Raw genomic sequence first — 23,738 nt, forward strand, 5'->3', positions numbered from 1 at the left:
ATTTTTTACCGACCCTTAAATTTATAATTGAAGCGCCCCATAATGGAACGTTATGCTTGTGTGGCGCTGGACCGGCGGAAAACCGCATAGGTCGTCTTGCGCTAAAACGGAGGCAGGGACATGACCATAGGCCGTTTTAATATCGAGTTGCTGGAAGCCTTTGTGGCTGTTGCCGAAGCAGGCAACGTCACACATGCGGGATCTCGGTTGAACCGCACACAACCCTGCGTCAGCACTCAGCTGCGGCGTTTGGAGGAACGGGTCGGCAAGCCGCTGATCGAGCGCAGCGCGCGCACAATGAACCTCACGCCCGCCGGGCGTATCCTCTATCAGCACGCCACGGAAATCCTGCGCTCACACGAGGAAGCCAGGTTGCGCCTGTCTGCACCGGAACTGACCGGCACGGTGCATGTCGGCCTGCCAGAATGGTATGCGACCGGCCAGCTGCAATCGATTTTCTGCAATTTCGTGCGCATTCACCCCAACGTGAAACTAGAGATGACGGTCGCCGACAGCGCCACACTGCACGAAATGTTGTCCAACAACGAAATCAACCTCGCAATAGCCCTTGTCTCGTCAACCAAGCAGATGCCGGTCGAGATATTCGAGGAACCGCTGCACTGGGTGGTTGGCGACAACTGCCCGCTAACCGATCCGCTGCCATTGATCATGTTTCCCGAACCCTGCCCTTTCCGGGAAATCTCCTTCGGTTCGCTCGCCCGCGCCGGACGGCAGTGGTACGAGCGCATCACCACCACCAGCGTTGCCGCCGCCCAGGTGGCCGTTCTGTCGGGTGCGGGCCTTTGCTGCCTGCCGTCGGGAGCCATTCTGGAAGGCTTCAAGATCCTGAAGGAGCAGGATGGCTTTCCGAAGCTTCCAGCAACACAGCTCGCGATCTACACCCAGTCGACAACGCAATCGCCCATCGTCGATTATCTGGAAGAACATCTCAACGACCTCCTGCAGAACGCCATCGCGCCGCGCTCGGCGCTGGCTGGCAAGATACAGCCGGATTTGCGGGTGGTCTGACGGCCTCAAGCCTCAGGCCCGTTCTGCCAGGATTTCCAGCAGCTTCCTGTGCGCCTCGACCGGTTTGCGGTCGACGCGCCAGACAAGATAGGTGACGGTTTCGCCAAAAGGCGGCGGGAGCGGGGTCGTCGTCAACTGGTCGGCATTGCGAAAGCCCAGGACAGCGCTTTCCGGAGCAACCGTGAACCCGAGACCGGCCTCCACACAGCCCAGAATTCCTTCCAGCGTGCCCATTTCCGTTACTTCCCTGTCGCTCTGGCCGATACTGCCGAGCCACGCCTGCGCCGCCGCCCTGTAGCTGCAGCCATGGCGAAAGGCCAACAGGGGGCCCTGCGCCGAAGTGGCCGGACCACTGGCGCAGACAAGCTGTTCGCCGAAGGCACGAACCGCCTGAAACCTGGCCTTGTCGACAGGCCCGGCGACAAAGGCGGCATCGATCTTCTGATCCCACACCTTTGACAGCAGGTCTGCGGTCGGGCCGGTCATCAGGGAAAGCGGTGCTGCGCTTTTGTCTCTCAGACGTTTGAGAAGAGCGGGCAGGCGAACGGCTGCCGTTGTTTCCATGGAGCCGAGCCTGAGCGGCGCACCTGCCCCGGCAGCTTCCAGAAGATCGCGCTCGGCCGCCGCAAATTGTTGCAGAAGCACGATCGCGCGCGCATGGACCTGTTCACCGAATTCCGTCAGCCGGGCCCCGGCCTTGCTGCGCTGGAAGACCTTCTGGCCGAATTGTTCCTCAAGACGCCGAATTCGGGAGGTGACGTTCGACTGCACGCAATTCAACGCCTGGGCAGCTCCCGAAAAGGAGCCTGTCTCGGCGACTGCCATCAGTGTTTTCAAAAGCACGATGTCCATACCATCCAAATTAAAGATATCAAATTCCTTCTTCAATCATTTTTCCTGAAATGATTTCCATGGCAGCGTGTCTGCATGAAACAATTGCTCGACACGCCCTTTACCCGCCGCTTTGCCGTTTCCCATCCGGTCGTGCTGGCGCCGATGGACAGGATTTCGGATGGTCGTCTGGCCGCTGAAGTCAGCCGCGCCGGTGGCTTCGGTATTATCGGCGCCGGTTACGGCGACCCGGACTGGATCGACGCTGCCTTCGATGCGGCCGGAAACCAGAGGGTCGGTCTTGGTGTCATCACTTGGAGTCTTCTGAAAAAACCGGCCCTCGTGGATCGGATCCTCGACCGCAATCCGGCGGCCCTGTTCGTTTCCTTCGGTGACGCGGAACTGATCGTAAAGGCCGCCAGGGAGCGCGGTATTCCCACAATCTGGCAGGTGCAACGCCTGGACCAGGCCGAACAGGCCCTGAAGGCCGGAACGGACGTTCTCGTCGCCCAGGGCCAGGAAGGCGGCGGTCACGGTATGGACCGGGGCCTGTCCGCCCTTCTTCCTGCGGTTCGCGATGCCGCCGGCAAGGAAACAATCGTGTTGGCGGCCGGCGGGCTTGCGGACGGGCGCGGACTGGCAGCGGCCCTCATGCTGGGCGCGGACGGTGTCATGATGGGGACCCGTTTCTGGGCAAGCGTCGAGGCGAACGGATCGGAAAAGGCCAAGGTTGCCCTGACCAAGGCGCACGGGGACGACACCGCCCGGTCCAGTGTGTTCGACGTTGCGCGCGGACTTGACTGGCCGTCGCAATTCACAGGGCGGGTTGTTCAGAATGCGTTTTCCCGCCCCTGGCTGGAGGATCCGGCAGGTTTGTCCGGTGCGGCTCACAAGATCCAGAAAACCTATGAGGCTGCCGACCCGGACGACTATTCCGTTCGCGCCCTGATTGCCGGAGAATCCCTCGATCTTGTGAAAACCGTTCAACCGGCGGCTAGGATCGTAGAGGACACAGTTCGAGAGGCGGCAGCGCTTCTTGCTCGCGCGCCGGATTTCGTCATCGGGTGAAGCCCCGCTTCCTCAAGACCACCCTGTCACCCGCTCCCGTCTCTATCGCCGCCTTTTCCGTCCAACCTTTGGTGCGGCAAATTGTATGCGGCTTGGAACACTCCTGAGGGTTTTGGTACCGGGGCCTCATGTGGACTCCCGGAAACCCTGGGCTTTTCAGCTGCCTGCGGAAATCGCCTCGGGCTCGTTTCTTCGCGGTGGCGACAACTGGTTACAAATTCTCGGCCAAACACCCTGCTGTTGCCTTTGACGCAGCGAGATCTTCGGCTTAGGCCTGTTGAAGCCGGTGGAGGAGGACCCGGCAACCGTCAAATCCGGTCTGAAACGGGCAGCAGTACCATGTCTTTCAAACGTATCGTTTTCTGGGCGCATCTCGTCGTCGGGGTCGCCTTCGGTCTCGTTATCCTCCTGATGTCAGCCACCGGCGTGGTCCTGACCTACGAGCGCCAGATCATCTCCTACATGGAAAGCCGCGCGGTCGTAAAACCGGCCTATGCGCAGCTCCTCTCTGTCGACGACCTGGCAACTGCCGTTCTGGCAAACGGCGGCCAACCCGGCAATTCGCTGGTCCTGCCAAGGCAGGACGGCGCCCCGGCCACACTTTCGGTCAGTCGGCGCGAGAACCATTTGCTCAACCCCTATACAGGGGAGCGGATCGACAATGCCGCGGAGGGCACAAGATCCTTCTTTGGCACGGTGACAGCGCTGCACCGCTGGTTTGCCCTTACTGGTGAAAACCGCGGCCTTGGGCGGGCCGTGACCGGTGCTGCCAATCTCGGCTTCCTGTTCATTCTGGTGTCCGGAATTTATCTCTGGTGGCCGAAGAAATGGACCTGGCGGATCGTCAAGCTGAACCTTCTCTTCCGCAGAAACCTGCCGACCGCGAAGGCACGCGACTACAACTGGCACCATGTCTTCGGCATCTGGTCGCTCGTACCGCTGTTTGCCGTTGTGGTCTCCGGCGTCGTCATTTCCTATCCCTGGGCCAGCAACATGGTGGCCGCCGTCTTCGGGCCGGTTTCGCCCGCAGCTACCGGCCAGGGTGCCGGTGAAGAACGCCAGGGTCAGAACCGCGCTCAGGGTGAAGCCGTCAGCCTGCAGGCCATTGCCGACACGCTGAAACAGGCCGAACCGGACTGGCAGACGCTTTCGGTCAAATTGCCCAACGGACAGGCTGCACGGGTGGTGATGACCGTCGATACAGGCAATGGCACCCAGCTTTCCCGCCAGACGACCTATACGGTCTCCACGGTTTCGGGTGAGGTGCTTGGCGTCAGCGGCGCCGAAGACCAGCCGGCAGGCCGGCGCGCCAGGGTCTTCCTTAGATTTCTGCACACCGGCGAGGTCTATGGCGTCATGGGCCAAACGCTCGCGGGGCTTGCCTCGCTGGCGTCGGTGTTTCTCTTCTACACAGGCTTTGCGCTTGCCTATCGCCGGCTGATCCAGCCGCTGTTCCGGCGCCGTGCTCAGCAGGCCTGAGGCCTGCTCTCCTGTCGGGACCGAAGCACCCGGAGCAAATCGCGTTTTGTCGGCATCGCTTTTCGCAGTCTGAAATCAGAGATTTCAACGCTAAAAGCGATGCAGGATTTTTTCAGGTTAAACGCGACGTGCTCTAGGGTGTGGACCCATAAATGAAAATGAAATGGTTTGAGGTGGATTGGTCTTCCTCAAGGCGCGGAAGCGCAGGAAATGTGGCTCATTTTCAAGCTTTCGCAACGCTGAGGAGGACCAATCCAGTCAAATCCGAAGGACATGAAAATGGCTTCACCTCGTGTCGTCAGTTTGCTTGACCGGGCAGAAAGCCCGCCCAGCGCACACTTCCTAACGCGATTTTGCCATTTCTCATGCCATTTCGTCTTCATTTATGGGTCCACACCCTAATGCGCCTCGTCCCAATTGTCGGCTGCGCGAGCGTCGACCTGAAGCGGCACGGAAAGTTTCAGCGCCGGATCGCAGGCATTTTCCATCACGTCCCTGATCACCGGAATGGTGGATTCCACCTGTGCATCCGGCACTTCGAAGATCAGTTCGTCATGCACCTGCAGCAGCATCTGCGCATCCAGCTTTGAGCCTTCCAGCCGGTTTTCCATGCGCACCATCGCCCGGCGCAGGATATCCGCGGCAGACCCCTGGATCGGGGCGTTGATGGCGGCGCGTTCATAGAAGGCACGCATGTTCGGGTTCTTGGTGTTCACTTCCGGATAATGCGCCTTGCGGCCGAAGATTGTGGTCACGTAACCGTTCGCATGAACCTGCTTCTTGGTCGCTTCCATGTAGTCCTTGATGCCCGGGAAACGCTCGAAATAGGTCTTGATATAGTCGCCTGCCTCGCCGCGCGAGATGCCGAGCTGGTTGGCGAGGCCGAATGCGGAAATCCCGTAGATGATGCCGAAGTTGATCGCCTTCGCCCGGCGGCGGACCATCGGGTCCATGCCTTCGATCGGCGTGCCGAACATTTCGCTTGCCGTCATTGCGTGAATGTCCAGCCCGTCGTCGAACGCCTTCTTCAACTGAGGAATATCGGCCATGTGCGCCAGGACGCGCAGCTCGATCTGGCTGTAGTCGGCCGAGATCAGCTTGTGACCCTTTTCGGCAATGAAGGCCTTGCGGATCTTGCGGCCTTCCTCGGTCCGAACCGGAATGTTCTGCAGGTTCGGTTCCGACGAGGACAGGCGCCCGGTGGTGGTTGCCGCCAGCGCGTAGGATGTGTGCACACGCCCCGTTTCCGGATTGATGTAACCGGGCAGGGCGTCGGTGTAGGTGGATTTCAGCTTGGAGAGCTGGCGCCAGGAAACGATCCGCGACGGCAGTTCGTGCCCTTCCGCGGCCAGATCTTCCAGAACCTGCGCCGAGGTCGACCAGGCGCCGGTCTTTGTCTTCTTGCCGCCGGGAAGCCCCATCTTGCCGAACAGGATATCACCAAGCTGCTTGGGCGAACCGATGTTGAAGCTTTCGCCGGCCAGCTCGTAAATCTCGGCTTCCTTGCCCGCCATGCCTTGCGCGAATTCACCCGAAAGGCGCGACAGCATCTGCCGGTCGACGGAGATGCCGCGCTTTTCCATGCGCGCAAGCACCGGCACCATCGGCCGTTCCAGCGTCTCGTAGGCGGTCGCCATACGTTCGGAAGCGAGCCTCGGCTTCAGGATCAGCCAGAGACGAAGCGTCACATCGGCGTCTTCCGCCGCATAGGCAGTTGCCTTGTCGATGGCGACCTTGTCGAAGGTGATCATCGACTTGCCGGAGCCGCAGATTTCCTTGAACGGGATCGGCTTGTGATCGAGCCAGCGCTCGGACAGTTCGTCCATGCCGTTGCCGCCCTTGCCGGCATCGACCGTGTAGGACAGCAGCATCGTGTCGTCGTAAGGCGTAATGTCGACACCGTAACGTGTCATCACCAGCCAGTCGTATTTGAGGTTCTGCGCGATCTTGAGAACCGAGCGGTCCTCCAGCATCGGCTTCAGCACTTCCAGCGCGTCTTTCAGCGGGATCTGGCCTTCGACAAGACCGCCACCGCCAAGAAGATCACCCTCGCCGTCGACGTGGCCAAGCGGCACATAACAGGCCTTGCCGGGCTCGGTGGACAGCGAAACACCGACAAGCTCTGCCTGCATGGCGTCCAGCGATGTCGTTTCGGTGTCGAAGGCGACGTAGCCCTTTTCAAAGGCCGCGTCGCACCATTCCTTCAAGCGGTCGAGGCTGGTGACGGTTTCATAGGTGCTGCTGTCGACCGGGATCGCCCGGATCGTCTGGGCGCGTGCATCGGCAACGGTCTGCGGTACCAGCAGGCCGGAGTTGTCCGGATCAGCGTCGCCCGGGGTTTTTGCAGCTTCCGAACCCGCGCTGTCACTGCCGGCCGGGCGCTCCATCATCCGGCCCTTGTGGTCCGGAACATCCCATCCCGGAACCTTGAGGTCCGATGCATCGACCGTATCCAGATCGGCCCCGGTCACATCCGCAACGCGCCGGGTGAGGGTGGTGAACCCCATCGCCTTCAGGAAGCCGAGCGCCTTGGGTCCGTCAACATCGGTTACCGACAATTCGCCCACCGGCACCTTGACCGGCACATCCTGCTTGAGAGTGACGAGCTGCCTGGAAATCCGAGCCTGATCGGCAAATTCGATAAGGTTTTCCCGTCGCTTGTTCTGTTTGATCGTGTCGGCCTTGGCGAGCAGCGTTTCCAGATCGCCGAATTCATTGATCAGCAGGGCCGCGGTCTTCAGACCGATACCCGGCACGCCGGGCACGTTATCGACGCTGTCGCCCGCCAGCGATTGCACCTCGATGACCTTGTCGGGACCGACGCCGAATTTCTCGAACACCTCGGCTTCGCCGAAGGTCTTGTTCTTCATGGTGTCGATCATGCCCACCTTCGGGCCGATCAGCTGCATCAGGTCCTTGTCGCCTGAAACGATGGTCACTCGCGCGCCCTGTTCGGCAGCCTCACGGGCATAGGTCGCGATCAGGTCGTCCGCCTCGAAGCCTTCCTGCTCGATGCAGTGAACCGAAAAGGCGCGTGTCGCTTCGCGGATAAGGCCGAACTGCGGCACCAGATCTTCCGGCGGGTCTGGCCGGTGGGCCTTGTATTCCGGATAAATCTCGTTCCGGAATGTCTGCGCGGAATGGTCGAAGATCACCGCGAAATGGGTGGGCTCGTCGCCTTCCTCCGGTGTCAGGCCTTCCTGCAGCAGCTTCCACAGCATGTTGCAGAAGCCCGAAACCGCCCCGACAGGAAGCCCGTCCGGCTTGCGCGTCAGTGGCGGCAGCGCGTGATAAGCGCGAAAAATGAACGTGGACCCGTCGACCAGGATGAGATGGTCATCGGCGGTGAGGGCGGAGGAGGTGCTTTGCGTCGACATGGCGCGGATCATGCCCGCAGCCTGTTCTGGAGAAAAGTCCTAAAGTTAAAAATTCCAAGCTTGCCGATCACTCAGCTGCCTGTGCCTGACGTTTCCCGCCAAAGGTTCCGCTGAGATAGGCCCAGGCGGGCCTGCGGAACAGGAACCAGCCGATGTTCGTGCGGCGGATCAGCCAGAACAGGATCATCGGACTAACCGACGCCACCAGCGTCACGATCAACGACGTTGTGCCGATATCAAGGATGCCCAGCTTCAGCAGAATCACCCGCGTCACGCCCATGGGGAAGAAGAAGGCGAGATAGATGACGATCGAGTTTTCGCCGAAATGCTGGAGGAAACCGAGCTGGCCCCATTTCACGATCAAGGCGCTGGTGAGGATGATGGCACCCGCACCGGCCGCACCAAGAACGAGCGCAATGACCGGCAGATGTGCCCAGCCGGCATAGACCAGCGTGCCGTTCACCAGGCCCCAGACCAGCAGACACGCGAGACTGATCCCGATCCGCTCGCGCGCCCAGTCGGCCAGGGCAAAGATCTGCGGAGCAAAAACAAAGCCGGCATAGAAGAAAACGAAACGGGCCGCGAATTCATCGACCAGCAGCCAGCCGGTGTGGATCGGCGCGATCTGCAGAAGTGCGCCGACGGCCAGAACCAGTTGCCACGGCACACCCTTGTCGTGGGCGGCCTTCGACACGACGAAGAAGACCGGCAGCATGTAGATGAACCACAAGGTACCGAAAGGCTCGATGAAACTCAGGAAATAGAGTTCCACCGTTGCGCGAACGCTGGTCTCCTCGATGAAGACGGGCGCCTTCACCAGAAACTGGATCGTCATCCACAGCACGTAAAAGTAGGCAAAGTGGACGAGCTTGCGATCAAGATAGAGTTTCCAGTCGCGGGTAATGACGTTCGACAGGAAAAGGCCCGAGATCAGGAAGAAATCCGGCATGCGGAAGGGGGCTGCAAAGGCGACGACCACATGCATCCAGCCTGTCTGGCCAGCGGCGGCTTCCACGCCAAGCACCGAATGCATCATCACGACGAAGATGATGCAGATGCCCTTGGCGGTATCCACCCAATCTACACGCCTGGCGCTCATTCTACCGCTGCCTGCTCCGCTTCAGTCCGGTTTTGGGTCCAATTCAGCGCAGACATAACCTTGACTGGTAAATATTACGCATACACCAGCAGTCACGTTTTAGTGAGCGTTTGGGAAATCAGGGCTTCGCGTTGTCCGAGCCATCCTGCCAGGGGCTGAGCTTCGGCTGGCCGGAGCCACCACTCGTGCCGCTGTTTTTTTCGCTCCAGTCGCCTTCGTCCAGGTCCACGACGCCGTCATCCGGCCGGCGCATACCACCGCCCCCATCGACGATAACGACGTTCGATCGGGCAATGATGAACCGCGCCAGCGCTTCGCGAACCGGCGGTATGAACAGGAGCAGGCCGATGGCATCCGTGACGAAACCCGGGATCAGCAGCAGAATGCTGGCAAGAACGATCATTGCACCCTGCATCACCTCGTTTCCGGGTGTGCGGCCGGCATCCAGCTCCGTTTGCATGCGCATCAGCAGTGACAGGCCCTGCTGGCGCAGCATCACTGTCCCGGCCAGCGCGGTGATCACCGTCAGCAGGATTGTCGGGAATACACCGATCAAGCCTCCCACCCAGATGAACATCGCAATCTCGATCAGGGGCAGAAGAAGGATTGCGGCAATGATATAAAGTCCCACGGGAGCTCCATCGTCTGATAAGCTATTCGGACCTAAGGTAGACATTCACTCGCAAAAATGCGAGCAGGCAGTCACGAAATGGCTATGAATGCAAAGATTCAGTCTTGCTCTTGGGTCTGGATGCTGGTTCAAGGACCCCCTAAATAGGAAGCAGACAGGCCTTGCGTACGAGGCTGCGCTCACCTGGCAGTTAGAGCAGGCGGCTCTAGGGCCTCAAAAAGGGTAACCGGAAGTTACGATGAACGAGATTTTTGACCCGTTGAACCTCCTCCTGATGGGACTTGCGGTTTTCATTCTGTTCAGACTGCGATCGGTGCTGGGCAAACGCACCGGCAATGAGCGCCCGCCATTCGACCCCTATTCCAAGCCCGATCAGCCGCGCGAACGCAAAAACGGCAACGATCAGGACAATGTCATCCCGATGCCGAACCAGACCACGCTGGAGGCCGAGCCGGTCGAGGAGAGTGGTCGTGGTGGCGACGTCGTGATCGACAAGGTTGCCCCGGCGGGCTCCGCATTGAACAGCGCCCTGAAACAGATCCTGTCCGTCGACCGCAGCTTCGAGCCGGAACCCTTCCTGGAAGGCGCACGCGCCGCCTACGAGATGATCGTGATGGCTTTTGCGGACGGCGACAAGAAAGCGCTGAAGAACCTTCTGTCCCGCGAAGTCTATGAAGGCTTCGTCACCGCAATCGACGATCGCGAAAAGCGTGGCGAGACCATCGAATCTACCTTTGTCGGCATCGACAAGGCCGAAATCGTCGAAGCTGCGCTGAAGAATTCGACCGCCCAGGTAACCGTGAAGATCCACAGCCAGCTGATTTCCGCCACGCGCGACAAGGCCGGTGAAGTGGTCGACGGCGATCCGGCCAAGGTAAGCGAAGTGATCGACATCTGGACCTTCGCCCGGGACACCACGTCCCGCGATCCGAACTGGAAGCTGGTCGCGACCGAATCCGCAGAGTAATCACGATGCAGGGCAAGCGGAACACGCGGCCCCGGCCGGGCTTCCGGCTTGTCCCACTGCTAAAGGGCGCGGTTCTGGCCGCGCCGCTTTTCTTTTCAGGAGCTGCCTCAGCCATGGTACCAGGCCAACGGATCCCGGACCGGTTCGAGGCAATCTCCTTCTCCAGTCTGCCGGGCTGGCAAAACGACGATCATGCCGCCGCCCTTGCCGGTTTTCTACGCCTGTGCCGCAAACCGGAAATCCTGACCCAGGACACCGTTTTTCCCTCCGTCGCCGCAGCAGATCTGCAAACGCTCTGTAACGACGCCGAAAAGGCCGCAAAGTACGGTGATGAAGCGCCGCGGGACTTTTTCGAAAGCCGGTTCACGCCGCACCGAATTGCCCAGAGCGGATTTGTGACGGGCTATTTCGAGCCGGAACTGGCCGCCTCGCGGGTCAGAACCGACATATTCCGGTATCCCTTGCTCAAAAAGCCGGAAGGCCTGGAGGCGATCACGCCGGAAAACCGGCCACAGGACTGGCCCGAAACGCTCAGCCATGGACGGCGGGTTGATGGACGCGTCACCGAAATGCCGGATCGGAGCGCCATCATGGATGGCAAGCTCGATCCGGAAAACCTCGAACTCGTCTGGCTTGCCGATCCGACCGACGCCTATTTCGTGCATGTTCAGGGCTCGGCAAGGCTGCGTCTTGCGGACGGAAGCGCGATGCGGGTCGGTTATGCGGGCAAGACAGGCCACCCCTACACCGGCATTGCCCGGTTGCTGGTGACGCGCGGAGAAGGCACGCCGGAGGACTTCACGGCTGCCGGACTTCGTGCCTGGCTGGAAGCGCATCCGGAGGAGCGCGATCAGCTGTTCCGGCAAAACCGGTCTTTCATCTTCTTTCGGGAAGTCGACGAAATCGGCGTGAACGACGGGCCCGTCGGGGCCGCGGGCCTTCCCCTTGCGGCAGGCCGCAGCCTTGCGGTCGATCCGAGTTTCATTCCCTATGGATCCCTGGTTTTCGTTGCCTCCGCGCTGAAGGATCACGACAGCGACGACGGCGCTTTCCGACGGCTGATGGTGGCAGATGACACCGGATCGGCAATCAAGGGACCGGCGCGGGGCGATATCTTCGTCGGATCCGGGCAGACGGCAGGCGCCATTGCCGGAGAAATCCGCCACAAGGCCGAGTTCACGATCCTGGTGCCGAACATCCGTCTTGGTCCCACTGGTGTGGCGGCGGACTGAGACATGGCAAGACGGGGTAAAAAAGGGACACTGTCGCCGGAAGACAGGGAACTGTGGGGCAAGGTTGCCAAAACCCTGACGCCGCTGCATCCGGACAGGGCTCAGGACCTCAAGGCCGAGCTTGAGAAAATCACCGAAACCGAACCGGCGGCACCCGCAAAGGCGCTGAAAACCGCGACCGCGATCCAGGCTCCCGCTGCGGCCAAGGCGCCGCCAACACCGCTGCCGCTGCATCAGCTGGAACACCGCTACCGCCGCAAGCTGGTGCGCGGCGTGAAGGCCATCGATGCGCGGATAGACCTGCACGGCCTGACCCAGCATCAGGCGCATGACCGGCTGCGCGGCTTTCTCTACCAGGCGCAGGCGAGAAGTCATAAAGTCGTGCTGGTAATCACGGGCAAGGGCAGCGGTGACGCACGCGCCTATATGGACGAGCGCGGCGTTTTGCGCAGAATGGTGCCCCAGTGGCTGTCGATGCCCGACTTGCGATCCGTGGTACTTGGCTACGAGGAAGCCCACGCGAACCACGGCGGCGGCGGCGCACTGTACGTTCGCATTCGAAAAAGAAGGTAGGGCCGTGACCCCACTTGGCGCAAAAATCCGGGAACTCAGGATAAAACGGGATGTGTCGCTGAAGGAAATGGCAGCGGCCTTGTCGGTTTCCAGTGCCTATCTGTCCGCGCTGGAACATGGCAAGCGTGGCAAGCCAACCTGGTTTCTGGTGCAGCGAATCATCACCTATTTCAACGTCATCTGGGATGAGGCGGAAGAAATCCAGCGCCTGGCCGAACTGTCCGACCCTCGCGTCACCATCGACACGGCCGGCATGGACCCGAAGGCCACCGAACTTGCCAACCAGCTTGCGCTGAAGATCGGAGGCCTTTCCGAAGAGTCTCTTGCAGCCCTCCTGCACCAGCTCCGGGTTGCCGCCGTGAAGGACGGTGTGTAACGACGCATGCCCTCGCCAGGTTCAAACCATGGCATGTCGGTGCATTCCTGTTTCTGTTCCGATTGGAACGCAGCCTGTTTCAGGTCAATTCAGGATTTACGTGTCCTTCAACCCCATCCTCTATATAACCTCCAGCAAACCTGCGCCTGCTGAACGGAACACTGGACCAGTATGAAACTCTCCCAGGAAGACCTTGCCGGACTGATCGATGCCGACGACCTGAGAAATCGCCTGACCGCGCTGACGGCCGGCAATGACGGCGACGGTTCGGACATGAAGACCCGTTCGGCTGTTCTTGCGATGCTGAAGCAGGTGGTGAAAGACGCTCGCGGCAAGGCCCAGGCGATGCTGGACGAGGACGGCGGCGGGCTGCTGTGCGCCGGGCGGCTGTCCTATATCCAGGACGAACTGATCCGCGTGATCTACGATTTCGCCCTGCACCACGTCTACCGGATCAAGAACCCGTCCGCCGCGGAGCGAATGTCCATTGCCGCCGTCGGCGGTTATGGCCGGGGCACGCTGGCGCCGGGGTCCGATATCGATCTTCTGTTCGTGCTGCCCTACAAGCAGACCCCCTGGGGCGAGCAGGTAGTGGAATACATCCTCTACATGCTCTGGGACCTGGGCTTCAAGGTAGGCCACGCGACCCGGAACATCGAAGAGTGCATTCGTCTGTCCAAGTCGGACATGACCATCCGCACCGCCATTCTGGAAGCCCGCTTCATCTGGGGTGACGAAGCCCTGTTCGAGGAACTCGTAGAGCGTTTCGACAAGGAAGTGGTCGAAGGCACCAGCTCCGAGTTCATCGCCGCCAAGCTTCAGGAACGCGACGACCGCCACAAGCGCCAGGGTGCCTCGCGTTATCTGGTCGAACCGAACATCAAGGAAGGCAAGGGCGGCCTGCGCGACCTCAACACCCTGTTCTGGATCGCCAAGTACCATTACCGCGTCAAAAGACAATCGGAACTGGTCAAGAAGGGTGTTCTGACCCGTTCGGAATATTCAAGGTTCAAGAAATCGGACGACTTCCTGTGGGCGGTCCGCTGCCACCTGCATTTCCTGACAGGACGGCCGGAAGAGCGCCTGTCCTTTGATGTCCAGCGCGAGATCGCGATCCGGCTCGGCTACACCCAGCATCCGGGCATGAAGGATGTCGAGCGTTTCATGAAGCACTACTTCCTGGTGGCCAAGGATGTCGGCGATCTGACCCGCATCATCTGTGCCGCACTGGAGGAAGAGCATGTCAAGGAACCGCGCGGCAAGGGCCTGACCGGCATGATGCGCCGCCTTCGCGCAGGCCGCGTTTCGGCAACCGCCAAGCCCGTTGAAGGGGCGACCGGCTTCGTGGTGGAGAACAACCGCCTGAATGCGGTATCCGACACCGTGTTCGAAACCGATCCGACCAACCTCTTGCGGGTGTTCCAGATCGCGGACAAGCATGACTACAACATGCATCCGCAGCTGACCCGCCTGATGCGGCATTCGCTGAAGCTGGTCGATGGAAGCCTGCGCGCCGACCCTGAAGCGAACCGGCTTTTCCTGTCGATCCTGACCTCCCGGCACGCACCGGAAAAGACCTTGCGCAAGATGAACGAAACCGGCGTACTCGGCCGCTTCGTACCCGAGTTCGGCAAGGTGGTGGCGATGATGCAGTTCAACATGTATCACCACTACACGGTCGACGAGCACCTGATCCGGTCCATCGGCGTGCTGGCCGATATCGAGCGCGGCAATTCCGGCGACGACCATCCGCTGGCGACCGACCTGATCCTGACGCTGCAGAACCGCAAGGTGCTGTTTGTCGCCATGTTCCTGCACGATATCGCCAAGGGCAGGCCGGAAGATCATTCGATCGCCGGCGCCCGGGTCGCGCGCAAGCTGTGCCCGCGTTTCGGACTGAACGACGCGGAAACCGAGACCGTTGCCTGGCTGATCGAGCATCACCTGGACATGAGCACCATCGCCCAGTCGCGCGACCTGTCGGACCGCAAGACGATCACGGATTTCGCCAACACGGTGCAGTCGCTCGAAAGGCTGAAACTGCTCCTGATCCTGACTGTGGCAGACATTCGCGCCGTCGGACCCGGCGTCTTCAACGGCTGGAAAGGCCAGCTGCTGCGCACGCTGTACTATGCCACCGAACCGCATCTGTCCGGCGGCCATACGAAGATGTCGCATCGCCAGACCATCGACAAGGCCAAGGAAGAGCTCGGCAGCAAGCTGGAGCACTGGTCCGCCAAGGACCGCAATGCCTATCTGAACCGGCATTATCCGGCCTACTGGCTGCGTACGGAGCCGGAACGGCTGGTGTCCCATGCCGAACTTCTGCACAAGGCCGACAAGGACAAGAGGCAGCTTGCCTTCCAGGTCATCCCGCGCGCCTTCGAGGGTGTGACCGAGCTGACGATCATGGCGCCGGACCATCCGCGCCTTCTGTCGATCATTGCCGGGGCCTGCTACACGACCGGTGCCAATATTGTTGACGCACAGATCGACACCACCACAGACGGCTACGCGCTGGACACGATCTTCATCGGCCGGGAACTGCCGGACGACGAAGACGAAAAGCGCCGCGGCGAGCGGATTGCCAAGCTGATCGAGACCACGCTGCGCGGCGAAGAGCGGCTTCCGGAGCCCGTTTCCAAGAAGACCGGCGTCAAGGGCCGCATGAAGGCCTTCAAGGTGGCCAGCGAAGTGCTGGTCAACAACGCGCTGTCGGACGAATACACGGTGCTGGAGATTTCCGGCCTCGACCGGCCGGGCCTGCTCTACGACCTGACGCGCTCCATCGCGACGCTCAATCTGAACATCGGTTCGGCCCATATCTCGACCTTCGGCGAGAAAGTGGTCGACGTTTTCTACGTCACCGATCTCACCGGACAGAAAATTGCCAACATCGGCCGTCAGGAAATCATCCGTGAGCGCCTTGCCGATGCGGTCGACGGCCATGTGGAACTCGATCCGGCAGCTCCGGCAACCCGCAAGGTTCAGCGGCAGGCTTCATAAGTGCATACCTTCCTCTTCGGAGTCCTTCCGGCATGAGTCTCGTCCGCAATTTCGCAACCGTCGGCAGCGCGACCCTGCTGAGCCGCCTGCTCGGCTTCGTTCGCGACGTGCTTCTGGCCGCCGTCGTCGGGGCCGGTCCGGTTGCCGATGCCTTTGTGGTGGCCTTCCGTCTGCCCAATCTGTTTCGCCGGCTGTTCGCGGAAGGCGCCTTCAACTCCGCCTTCATCCCGCTGTTCGGGCGAACGGTCGAGGAAGAGGGCGATGCGGGTGCGAAGCGGTTCGCCGGGGAAATCGGCGCAGCGCTGCTGTTCTGCCTGCTGGTGCTGACTGCTTTTGCGCAGATCTTCATGCCGCTTGTGGTGTGGGCACTGGCACCGGGCTTCGTGGAAGACCCTACCAAGTACGATCTGACGGTGCTGATGTCGCGGATCGCGTTCCCCTATCTGATCTTCATGTCGATGCTTGCCTTCATCGGCGGCATTCTCAACACCTATCAGCGCTTTGCCGCTGCTGCCTTCGCACCGGTGATGCTGAACGTGGTGATGAGCGCCGTTCTGGGCGCAGTGCTTTATCTCGGTATCAAGGACGACACGGCGCTCGGGGTCATTCTGGCTATCGGCGTCACCGTTGGCGGGATCGTGCAGTTGATCGTCGTCCTGATTGACCTGAAGCGCCTCGGCTTCAAGATCCCCGTCTTCCGCCCGCGCTATACCAAGTCAGCCAAACGCCTGCTGATGCTTGGCATTCCGGGCGTCGTTGCCGGCGGCGTCACCCAGATCAACATTGCCGTCGGCCAGATCATCGCCTCCATGCAGGAAGGCGCCAATGCGCTGCTCTATTTCGCTGACCGGCTCTACCAGTTGCCGCTCGGGGTGATCGGCATCGCCATCGGCGTGGTGCTTTTACCCAGCCTGACGCGGCAACTGCGCGCCGGGCAGATGGGCGCTTACCAGCACAGCCTGAACCGCGCACTGGAGTTCTCACTGGTGCTGACCCTGCCGGCCGCGGTTGCCCTGGCTGTCATACCGCAGGAGATCGTCTCGGTGCTGTTCCAGCGGGTCCGCTTCGATGCCGCCGCCGTGGAAGGCACGGCTGCAGCCCTGACGGCATTTGCCTTTGGCCTGCCCGCCTTTGTGCTCAACAAGGTATTTTCGCCCGGCTATTTCGCGCGGGAAGACACCAAGACGCCGATGATCTTTGCCGTTGTCGGCATGGTCGTGAACGTCGGCTTCTCGATCGCGCTGTTTCCCATGCTCCAGCATGTGGGCATCGCGCTGGCCACAACGCTGGCTGGCTGGGTGAACACCGGCCTCCTGATCATCGTTCTGTGGCGACGGGGCCATTTCCAGCCCGATTTCAAGCTGCTCCGACGGCTGTCGCTGGTGGTGCTCGCAAGCCTGCTGATGGGGGTCGCGGTGCATTTTGCTGCCATTTACATGGCCTCCTGGCTATCGGCGCCGTGGCTGGCGGTGCGCGCGGGCAGTCTCGTTCTGCTCGTGCTCGTCGGCATGGTCACCTTTGCCGTCTTCACCCAGCTCAGCGGCGGATCCGACCTTGTCGGCATGCTGAAAGCGTTGAGACGGCGCAACACCTGACCGCGAAACGCCGGAGCACGCCGTTTCCAGCTTGCATGCATAACGGACCGGGCTTAAACCCGGCCCGCCCAAACATTCATAGCGCCCTTCCAACCGGCCGCACCATCAAAGGGATTTGAAATGGCGGAGTTCCAGCCCCGTGTCTTTTCCGGCGTCCAGCCGACAGGCAACCTGCATCTTGGCAACTACCTGGGCGCCGTTTCGCGCTGGGTTCCGTTGCAGGATCAGATGCCGACGATCTTCTGCGTCGTCGACAGCCATGCCATCACTGCAGGATTTCCGGATCCGCACGAGCTTGCCCAGGCAACCCGTGAAGTGACCGCTGCCTATATGGCCGCCGGCATCGATCCGAAGAAATCGATCATCTTCAACCAGAGCCAGGTTCGCGAACACACCGAACTTGCCTGGATCTTCAACTGCGTGGCGCGCATGGGCTGGCTCAACCGCATGACCCAGTTCAAGGAAAAGGCCGGCAAGAACAAGGAAAACGCTTCCGTTGGCCTGTTCGCCTATCCGAGCCTGATGGCCGCCGACATTCTGGCCTACCGCGCGACCCATGTTCCGGTCGGCGACGACCAGAAGCAGCACCTGGAACTGACCCGCGACATCGCCGCCAAGTTCAACAACGACTTTGCGGACCGAATCAAGGAACTGGATATCGGCATCGAGAACCCGACGCCGTCGCCGGAGCTGCCGGAATATCTCTATTTCCCGATGACCGAGCCGATGATCGCCGGCCCGGCCACCCGGATCATGTCGCTGCGTGACGGCACCAAGAAGATGTCGAAGTCCGATCCGTCGGACCTGTCGCGCATCAACCTGACGGACGACGCGGACTCGATCTCCAAGAAGATCAAGAAAGCCAAGACCGATCCGGACGCCCTGCCGAGCGAAACCGACGGACTGGAAGGCCGCCCGGAAGCAGACAACCTGGTCGGCATCTATGCCGCCCTGAGCGACGCGACCAAGGCCGATGTCCTGAAGGAATACGGCGGTCAGCAGTTCTCCGCCTTCAAGCCGGCCCTGTCCGACCTGGCGGTGGCGAAACTCTCGCCGATGACCGACGAAATGCGCCGCCTGATGGACGACAAGGCACAGATCGACGCCATCCTGAAGGAAGGCGTCGAAAAGGCCTCCGCCATCGCCGAACCGGTGCTGAAGGACGTTCGCAAGATCATCGGTTTCCTCGACGTCCGGTAAACAGACGCGACAACAACCTGATCCTGAAAACCCGGCAGGTTTCTGCCGGGTTTTTTGTTTGGGTAACCGCAATCCGCAACGTTCCACCTTACACCGTTGCGCCTTGCCCGGAAAAAAGCGGAGATCCGCCTCATACCCTTGCAGGTCGTCATCCCCGCGCAGGCAGGGATCCAGTATCCAGCTGATTTGCGATTATTCGCCTCGGACGACACGGCGTACTGGATCCCGGTCTTGCCGCGTTGCGTCAAACCGGGATGACAAATCATGGCAGCACGTGGGAGCCGGCACTGACGACAGCCAATGCTGACTCCCGGGCTTTGCTATGCATTGCCTGGGATGAAAAGGCAGGCCTTTTTCCCTTCCTCAATTCCGTCATCCCATGGCTCGACCATGGGATCCATGCCGATACGCCCCAAATCGGCGAAGCTTTGCGGTGGACGAAGGTCATGGGATGGATTGCAGGGTCGAGCCCTGCAATGACGGGGTGGGTTGAGAGGTTGGGACTTTCATCCGGTCGACGGGGCTCACCAACCGGTTTGTACATTGCCACTGCCTCCGCTCCCTGGGCTGCCCCGTGACCTCTCTCGTCAAACGCTATCCTTGCGCTCGACAACGAGCACCCTTGCCTCACCGACCGGATGGGCCACATGGGCATCGCCGTCGTTGGCGAAGAAGATCTGACCTTCGGTCAGGCGTTGAACCTTCTCGGTTGCGGCCTCGCGGTAGTGCATGTCGACCGTGCCCGACAGAACCACGAAGACTTCCGGACCGTCGTTGACGTGCCATTTGTAGGGCTTGTCCGTCCAGTGCAGGCGGACCGTGATGCCGTCCAGTTCACCGATCAGACGTGACCCCCAGGCTCTTTCCGCCGTAAAGCTGCTTGTATCGAGATGGAAATCCATGAAACTCTCCCGCTGCAAAATCACTCAAGGGTGCTATCGCGGACAGGCTCTCGTTTCTTCCGGCATTTTCACCGGTTCGGCCGGTCAATTGCCGGCGAGCGGCGGCAGTTCGACACACAGGACAATGACAGAAGACCCATGGATTCAATCGACCGGACCTTGCTGCAACTGCTGGAAGCCGACAGCCGGACACCTGTGAAAACGCTGGCTGCCCATGTCGGCCTGGCCCGGTCGAGCGTTCAGGCCCGGATCCGGAAGCTGGAAGAAACCGGCGTCATTCGCACCTACACGATCCGGATCAGCGATCCGGAGCCGGCCGAAATCGAAGCCTATCTGTGGATCCGGACGGGTTCGGCGACCTGTGCGGCGATTGCGCCGGTGGTTTCGAAATTCGAAGAAGTTCTCCAGTGCCGCTCGATTTCCGGTGACAGGGACATGGTTCTGCTGGTGCGCGCCCGGACGCTGGAGAGCCTCGCCGAGCTTCGCAACCGTATTGCTGCCCTTGATGGAATTGCCAATGTCGAGACCCATCCGGTGCTGAAAGACTGGATATGAACGCGGTGCGAAATTCCCGATTTACTTTTTTTGTCAGGCAATGAAACGGTTTCTCAAAGTTTACAACGCACTCTCAAGGCAACAGGATCTTGTAGAGAGTAGTTATCTTGGTCAGTCAAAACAGCGAACGCGCCGCCAATGCCGCGCCAGAAGCCGATGACACGCAGGACAAATTCTTTGCCGAAGAGCAAAAGCTCTCTTCTGCGGACACCGTAACTACAGACGAATATTCTTCCAGCATCTCGGATACCCTCGACGAGGAGGATGTCGGTCCCGAAGTCGGCCCAGGCCGCCGGGCAACCGATGCGCCCGTCTCCGCGCCTGCCAAATCGCTGCAGCATCTTGCCCTGGCGGGCATGATCATCGGCCTTGCCGCAGGTTTCATCATGGTTTCCGGCGAGGGCCTGAACCGGTTTCTCGGTCTTGGTCTGACCTTCTTTGCCGGCGGGCTGGCTGTCTGGCGGCTGTTCGCCGACGACATGCAGCGCTCGGTGCAGGCGTTACAGGTGAAGGATGACAAGATCCGCCGCCTGATGGCACGCTGCGAGGAACTGGAAGACCGCGCCTGGGAACTCGGCGAATCCGATGAACGTCACGCCAGCATTCTGGCAACGCTTGGCGATGTCGTCGTCCGGCGCGACCAGGACGGGACCATCACCTATGTGAACTCTGCTGCCGACGATGTGTTCGGGCTCGGACATGCCTTGCAGCCGGGCGCAACCCTGCATCTGCCGCTGCTTGAGGAAGTGGGCTTTGAAAGCGCCGTCACGCAGGCCCTGGACAAGACGACCCCGGGCATGGGTTTTCAGGATCTCCACATCGATACCGCGCAGGGCCCGCGCTGGTTCTCACGTATCGACATTCCGGTGCGCGATACCACGACGGATCGCCAGTTGGTGCAGACCGTTCTGCGCGACGTGACCGAGCGGCGCCTGATCGAAGAAGAACTGCTGGCTGCCCGTCATTCCGCCGAAAGCTCCAACGAGGCGAAGTCCCGCTTTCTTGCGACCGTCAGCCACGAGATCCGCACGCCGCTCAACGGGGTGCTCGGCATGGCCGCGCTCCTGCGCGACACCCGCCTGACCAAGGAACAGAGCGCCTATATCGAGGCGCTGGAAACCTCCGGCGAAACATTGCTGCTCCTGATCGATGAAGTGCTCGACTTTTCCAAGGTGGAGGCCGGCAAGCTCGACATTCAGGCCGCCCCGGTTCGGGTTGGCGCCCTGGTGGAAAGCGTCGTTGAACTGCTTGCCCCGAAGGCCCACGCCAAGTCGCTTGAAATCGGCTCCATGCTTGACCCGAACCTGCCGGAAGAGGTGACGCTGGACGCCACCCGTGTCCGCCAGATCCTCTACAATCTCATCGGCAACGGCATCAAGTTCACCGATGAGGGCGGCGTTGCCGTGGAACTGACAGGGCGTCCCAATTCGGACGGTGGCGGTTTTCTGGATATCGACGTGCGCGACAGCGGCATCGGCTTTGACGAACAGGAGGCCGAGCGGCTGTTTCAGGAGTTCGAGCAGGTCGACCATGGCCCGGCGCGCAAGTTCGGCGGCACCGGCCTCGGTCTGGCGATCGCCCAGCGGCTTGCCGGCCTGATGGGTGGCGAAATCGCCGCGCAGCCTTCCGAAGACGGCGGCGCGCAGTTCCGCGTTTCCTTGCCGATTCCCGAATCCCTCGTTGCCGACACGGATCCGCGCCTTGCCAAACTTGAGGGCCGCAGGATCGTGTTCGTCAGCACCAGCCAGATCGAATGCCCGCTGCTGGCCAGACGGCTGCAATATCACGCGGCCAATGTGTCCGTGCATGCCCCGGGCAGTTCGGATCTCGATGCCGCGCTGGCCGAGGCCGATCTACTGGTGGTCGACAACGGCGCCCTTTCCGACAGTGGCGGCTGGCTGGCCTCTGCCCGCCTGACCGGATGCAAGGCTCCAGCGGTTGTTATGATCGCCCCACCGGAGCGCGAGCGCCTGGAACATCTGCGCGAAGCCGGGTATGCCGCCTATTTGATCCGCCCGGTGCGGATCGAGACCCTGGTCCAGATCTTTTCCGGCCTGCTGGACGACGACGGCATTGAACACGCCTGGGACGCAAGTGCGGAGCCCGTCAGCAACGGCTTCCTGCCGAACCGCTACAAGGTTCCGGCCCGGCCGCTGCGCCTGCTCGTGGCGGAAGACAACGACATCAACCGCCTCTTGAGCGAAGCCATGCTGCGCAAGCTCGGCCATGTGCCGGTGATGGTGATCGACGGCGAAAAGGCCGTCGAGGAAGCCGCCAGCGGCGCTTACGACGCAATCCTGATGGATCTGCACATGCCAGGCCTCGACGGGTTCCAGGCCATTCGCCAGATCCGTTCCGACGAACAGGCCGCAGGCCGGGCCAATGTGCCGGTGCTGATCGTGACCGCCGACGTCATGAAGGATGCAAGGGACAAGGCGACCGAAGTGGGCGCTGCCGGCTATCTGACGAAACCGCTTTCCGTGGAAGCGATTTCCGACGCATTGGCTGAAATCAGCCGCGCCTGACGCAGCGAACTTTCCCTGTCGCGACAGCCGGAAGTGGAAACGCTTCCACCGGCGCTCGTAGAAATTCACAAAGCCGCAAGAGTGAGCTAAGCTTGCGCGTGGAAAACACGGCGCAAAAAACCGAGTGTCATCCAGCTGTCGGAATAGTATGTTCTACGGCAAGCTTGAAGCACACTGACCGGGTTCGGACGTAATGTTCCGGCGAAGGTAATTCGGCAAGTGAAACAGACGAGAACCTGTGAAACCTGTCAGTGCGCCATAAGGAATACACGAGGGTGGAATGTCCATAATGCGCCAAGGGCTTTTTTCTCCCAGGAAACTGGTCAGGAAATTCACACCGGCAATGCGTCCGGACGCCAACCTCCCCAACGCGCAGCGCGTCGGGCCAGCGCTGCAGACCCCAGTCAAGACCGGTGAAACGCTCGGCCGGATCGGCTCCCTGGAAGTGCGGATGGCCCGCAACTTCAAGGAAGTCAAAAAGGCGCAGCGCCTGCGCTATGACGTTTTCTACGAGGAAATGTCGGCCATTGCCGATGCGCATACGCTGGCAACCCGCCGTGATGCCGACCCCTTCGATGCCTATTGCGATCACCTTCTCGTGGTCGACCACGACTTGCAGAAGCGCAACAAGCTGGGCCGCCTGAAGCCTGAAATCGTCGGAACCTACCGGATCCTGCGCCAGGAAATCGCCGATCAGCATGCCGGTTTCTATACCGCCGCCGAATACGACATCCAGTCGCTGATCGACGCAAACCCGGGCAAGCGCTTCATGGAACTCGGCCGGTCCTGCGTTCTGAAGCCTTATCGCAACAAGAAAACCGTCGAGCTTCTGTGGCACGGCATCTGGTCCTATGTTCTGCGCCACAACATCGATGTCATGCTCGGCTGTGCCTCGATCGAAGGCACCAATCCGGATGCCATCGCCGGCCAGCTCGCCTTCCTGCATCACAATGCCCGCGCCCCGGAAGAATGGCGCGTGCGCGCGGTGGAAGACAGATACGTCGAAATGAACCGCATGCCGGCCGAGGAACTCAATTCCAAGGAAGCGCTGCGGGCCCTGCCACCGCTTGTGAAGGGCTATCTGCGCCTCGGCGCGTTCATAGGCGACGGGGCGGTGATCGATCACCAGTTCGGCACGACGGATGTGCTGATCATCATGCCGGTGTCCGAACTCAACACGCGCTACGTCAATTATTACGGCGCTGACGCAAGCCGCTATTCCAGCTAGATCCGGCACTGCTGCCAGGCTTTCCTTCGTCCTCCCGGCCAGGCTTGACCCTTAACCGGGGTTGC

Annotated in this window: 18 protein-coding genes; 13 read left to right on the forward strand and 5 right to left on the reverse strand. The window is 60.8% G+C overall.

What is annotated here, in order from left to right:
* The first annotated feature begins 120 nt into the window (after positions 1-120).
* Positions 121-1,029: a LysR family transcriptional regulator gene (locus FIV03_RS05585; protein ID WP_152508946.1), complete on the forward strand. Its 909-nt coding sequence runs from the start codon at positions 121-123 to the stop codon at positions 1,027-1,029.
* Positions 1,030-1,041: 12 nt separating this feature from the next.
* Here the strand turns inward: FIV03_RS05585 and FIV03_RS05590 are convergent, their stop codons facing one another.
* A complete protein-coding gene (locus FIV03_RS05590; protein ID WP_152508947.1) occupies positions 1,042-1,917 on the reverse strand; it encodes a LysR family transcriptional regulator in 876 nt (291 codons plus the stop codon).
* 39 nt (positions 1,918-1,956) lie between these two features.
* Between FIV03_RS05590 and FIV03_RS05595 the strand changes: the two genes are divergently transcribed.
* Both FIV03_RS05595 and FIV03_RS05600 read left to right on the forward strand, forming a co-directional pair.
* Positions 1,957-2,928, forward strand: a complete 972-nt coding sequence (locus tag FIV03_RS05595; RefSeq protein WP_152508948.1) for a nitronate monooxygenase — start codon at positions 1,957-1,959, stop codon at positions 2,926-2,928.
* A gap of 339 nt (positions 2,929-3,267) precedes the next feature.
* A complete protein-coding gene (locus FIV03_RS05600) occupies positions 3,268-4,407 on the forward strand; it encodes a PepSY-associated TM helix domain-containing protein (protein WP_152508949.1) in 1,140 nt (379 codons plus the stop codon).
* 398 nt (positions 4,408-4,805) lie between these two features.
* Here the strand turns inward: FIV03_RS05600 and polA are convergent, their stop codons facing one another.
* From polA to FIV03_RS05615, 3 genes are all read right to left on the reverse strand, one after another.
* A complete protein-coding gene (polA, locus tag FIV03_RS05605) occupies positions 4,806-7,796 on the reverse strand; it encodes a DNA polymerase I (RefSeq protein ID WP_152508950.1) in 2,991 nt (996 codons plus the stop codon).
* A gap of 55 nt (positions 7,797-7,851) precedes the next feature.
* Entirely contained in the window at positions 7,852-8,883 is a 1,032-nt protein-coding gene (locus FIV03_RS05610) for an acyltransferase family protein (protein ID WP_152508951.1), read from the reverse strand.
* 118 nt (positions 8,884-9,001) lie between these two features.
* On the reverse strand, positions 9,002-9,514 hold the full coding sequence (locus tag FIV03_RS05615) for an FxsA family protein (RefSeq protein ID WP_152508952.1): 513 nt from the start codon (positions 9,512-9,514) through the stop codon (positions 9,002-9,004).
* Positions 9,515-9,752: 238 nt separating this feature from the next.
* On the opposite strand from FIV03_RS05615, the gene FIV03_RS05620 reads away from it, so the two are divergent.
* The 7 genes from FIV03_RS05620 (at position 9,753) to trpS (ending at position 18,463) form a co-directional block, all read left to right on the forward strand.
* Entirely contained in the window at positions 9,753-10,481 is a 729-nt protein-coding gene (locus tag FIV03_RS05620) for a Tim44/TimA family putative adaptor protein (RefSeq protein ID WP_023002384.1), read from the forward strand.
* A gap of 113 nt (positions 10,482-10,594) precedes the next feature.
* Entirely contained in the window at positions 10,595-11,713 is a 1,119-nt protein-coding gene (locus FIV03_RS05625; RefSeq protein WP_209009865.1) for an MltA domain-containing protein, read from the forward strand.
* Between the two features lie 3 nt (positions 11,714-11,716).
* The gene (locus FIV03_RS05630) at positions 11,717-12,286 is read left to right on the forward strand and encodes a Smr/MutS family protein (RefSeq protein ID WP_075283210.1); all 570 of its coding nucleotides are present in this window, start codon (positions 11,717-11,719) and stop codon (positions 12,284-12,286) included.
* A 4-nt stretch (positions 12,287-12,290) separates the two neighbouring features.
* Entirely contained in the window at positions 12,291-12,662 is a 372-nt protein-coding gene (locus FIV03_RS05635) for a helix-turn-helix transcriptional regulator (RefSeq protein WP_023002387.1), read from the forward strand.
* 171 nt (positions 12,663-12,833) lie between these two features.
* The gene (locus FIV03_RS05640; protein WP_152508954.1) at positions 12,834-15,668 is read left to right on the forward strand and encodes a [protein-PII] uridylyltransferase; all 2,835 of its coding nucleotides are present in this window, start codon (positions 12,834-12,836) and stop codon (positions 15,666-15,668) included.
* 32 nt (positions 15,669-15,700) lie between these two features.
* The gene (murJ, locus tag FIV03_RS05645; RefSeq protein ID WP_023002389.1) at positions 15,701-17,263 is read left to right on the forward strand and encodes a murein biosynthesis integral membrane protein MurJ; all 1,563 of its coding nucleotides are present in this window, start codon (positions 15,701-15,703) and stop codon (positions 17,261-17,263) included.
* Between the two features lie 120 nt (positions 17,264-17,383).
* Positions 17,384-18,463: a tryptophan--tRNA ligase gene (trpS, locus tag FIV03_RS05650; RefSeq protein ID WP_152508955.1), complete on the forward strand. Its 1,080-nt coding sequence runs from the start codon at positions 17,384-17,386 to the stop codon at positions 18,461-18,463.
* 587 nt (positions 18,464-19,050) lie between these two features.
* Here trpS and FIV03_RS05655 read toward each other — a convergent pair.
* Positions 19,051-19,365 carry a cupin gene (locus tag FIV03_RS05655; RefSeq protein WP_152508956.1) on the reverse strand — a complete coding sequence of 105 codons (315 nt, stop codon included), beginning with the start codon at positions 19,363-19,365 and terminating at the stop codon, positions 19,051-19,053.
* 138 nt (positions 19,366-19,503) lie between these two features.
* Here FIV03_RS05655 and FIV03_RS05660 point away from each other — a divergent pair, with 138 nt between their 5' ends.
* From FIV03_RS05660 to FIV03_RS05670, 3 genes are all read left to right on the forward strand, one after another.
* Positions 19,504-19,920 carry an Lrp/AsnC family transcriptional regulator gene (locus FIV03_RS05660; RefSeq protein WP_173013780.1) on the forward strand — a complete coding sequence of 139 codons (417 nt, stop codon included), beginning with the start codon at positions 19,504-19,506 and terminating at the stop codon, positions 19,918-19,920.
* A 107-nt stretch (positions 19,921-20,027) separates the two neighbouring features.
* Positions 20,028-22,445 (forward strand): ATP-binding protein, encoded by a 2,418-nt coding sequence (locus tag FIV03_RS05665; protein WP_152508958.1) that lies wholly within the window; start codon positions 20,028-20,030, stop codon positions 22,443-22,445.
* Positions 22,446-22,734: 289 nt separating this feature from the next.
* Entirely contained in the window at positions 22,735-23,673 is a 939-nt protein-coding gene (locus FIV03_RS05670; RefSeq protein ID WP_152511829.1) for a GNAT family N-acetyltransferase, read from the forward strand.
* The last annotated feature ends 65 nt before the right edge of the window (positions 23,674-23,738 follow it).

This window comes from Labrenzia sp. THAF187b, from assembly GCF_009363375.1.
GTDB lineage: Bacteria > Pseudomonadota > Alphaproteobacteria > Rhizobiales > Stappiaceae > Roseibium > Roseibium algicola.

Excerpts from the sequence above, each read along its gene's own strand:
- FIV03_RS05620 (WP_023002384.1), top strand. The coding sequence starts at position 9,753 with ATGAACGAGATTTTTGACCCGTTGAACCTCCTCCTGATGGGACTTGCG.
- FIV03_RS05640 (WP_152508954.1), top strand. The coding sequence starts at position 12,834 with ATGAAACTCTCCCAGGAAGACCTTGCCGGACTGATCGATGCCGACGAC.
- polA (WP_152508950.1), bottom strand. The coding sequence starts at position 7,796 with ATGATCCGCGCCATGTCGACGCAAAGCACCTCCTCCGCCCTCACCGCC.
- FIV03_RS05585 (WP_152508946.1), top strand. The coding sequence starts at position 121 with ATGACCATAGGCCGTTTTAATATCGAGTTGCTGGAAGCCTTTGTGGCT.
- FIV03_RS05670 (WP_152511829.1), top strand. The coding sequence starts at position 22,735 with ATGCGCCAAGGGCTTTTTTCTCCCAGGAAACTGGTCAGGAAATTCACA.
- trpS (WP_152508955.1), top strand. The coding sequence starts at position 17,384 with ATGGCGGAGTTCCAGCCCCGTGTCTTTTCCGGCGTCCAGCCGACAGGC.
- FIV03_RS05660 (WP_173013780.1), top strand. The coding sequence starts at position 19,504 with ATGGATTCAATCGACCGGACCTTGCTGCAACTGCTGGAAGCCGACAGC.
- FIV03_RS05595 (WP_152508948.1), top strand. The coding sequence starts at position 1,957 with ATGAAACAATTGCTCGACACGCCCTTTACCCGCCGCTTTGCCGTTTCC.
- FIV03_RS05630 (WP_075283210.1), top strand. The coding sequence starts at position 11,717 with ATGGCAAGACGGGGTAAAAAAGGGACACTGTCGCCGGAAGACAGGGAA.
- FIV03_RS05600 (WP_152508949.1), top strand. The coding sequence starts at position 3,268 with ATGTCTTTCAAACGTATCGTTTTCTGGGCGCATCTCGTCGTCGGGGTC.
- FIV03_RS05625 (WP_209009865.1), top strand. The coding sequence starts at position 10,595 with ATGGTACCAGGCCAACGGATCCCGGACCGGTTCGAGGCAATCTCCTTC.
- FIV03_RS05655 (WP_152508956.1), bottom strand. The coding sequence starts at position 19,365 with ATGGATTTCCATCTCGATACAAGCAGCTTTACGGCGGAAAGAGCCTGG.
- FIV03_RS05610 (WP_152508951.1), bottom strand. The coding sequence starts at position 8,883 with ATGAGCGCCAGGCGTGTAGATTGGGTGGATACCGCCAAGGGCATCTGC.
- murJ (WP_023002389.1), top strand. The coding sequence starts at position 15,701 with ATGAGTCTCGTCCGCAATTTCGCAACCGTCGGCAGCGCGACCCTGCTG.